At 44.9% G+C, this 700-nt stretch carries 2 pseudogenes; both read right to left on the bottom strand.

Annotation, left to right across the window (positions count from 1 at the left end):
• Positions 1–464, bottom strand: a pseudogene (locus ACFIJS_RS09185) (baseplate assembly protein); the annotation flags it as partial.
• A pseudogene (locus tag ACFIJS_RS09180) lies at positions 457–700 on the bottom strand (baseplate assembly protein); the annotation flags it as partial. The pseudogenes ACFIJS_RS09185 and ACFIJS_RS09180, both read right to left, overlap by 8 nt.

Below are 700 nucleotides of genomic sequence, written 5' to 3'. Positions count from 1 at the left end.
CCCACACGATAAACAAAAGCATCTTTGACATGGATATCGCTTGAGAGGGCAAAATATTGATAACGTGGCGCTGTGCCCCCTGTGGAATGCCCTTGTCTATTCAAACGAATGCGGCGGCGAAACCGCTCATCATCTTCATCCAAAAGGCGCGTGACCCCATAAAAATCCCCCAAATGATCTAAACTTGTTCCACGCGCAAATGTGAGTAAATTATCCCGCGCCACTTCATTAATCCGCTGGCGCAAGAGCAACTCTTCATAAGCGGCCGCTTGTAATTGAATGACCACCGGATCATAAGCCGTCTTTTCCACATTATAAGGAATATGATGCGCTGCAAAAAGCTCAGTCAAACGCGTGATCTTTTGCTCTAAAATTGCTTCAACAGAAAGCTCTTCAATAATTTGTGGCAAAGGAATTTGTGGAGGGGGAATTTGTGGAATGGATAAAGGTTCAAACTCAGTCATCACCAACCTCTAAATTGATGCTCATTGGCTCTTTGTGTGACCAATCCCCCAAATGCCCATCGGGATAAAAAACACCCGTTAAAACAAAATGAAAAGTGCCTTCACGCGTTGCTTTTGTCAGATCAATCCTTTGCAATGAGAACCCAGGCTCTCCACACTCTGGATCATCAAGCGCTTCAACAATTGCTTGATAAAGCTGCATCATCGTCGCAGGATTAGCATTGGCGTCTTGGAAT

The organism is Bartonella sp. OT172YNZD, assembly GCF_042193725.1.
GTDB classification, from domain to species: Bacteria; Pseudomonadota; Alphaproteobacteria; order Rhizobiales; family Rhizobiaceae; genus Bartonella; species Bartonella grahamii_A.
Note: the sequence above shows the minus strand (reverse complement) of the source record. Positions and strands in the feature narration are given on the sequence as shown.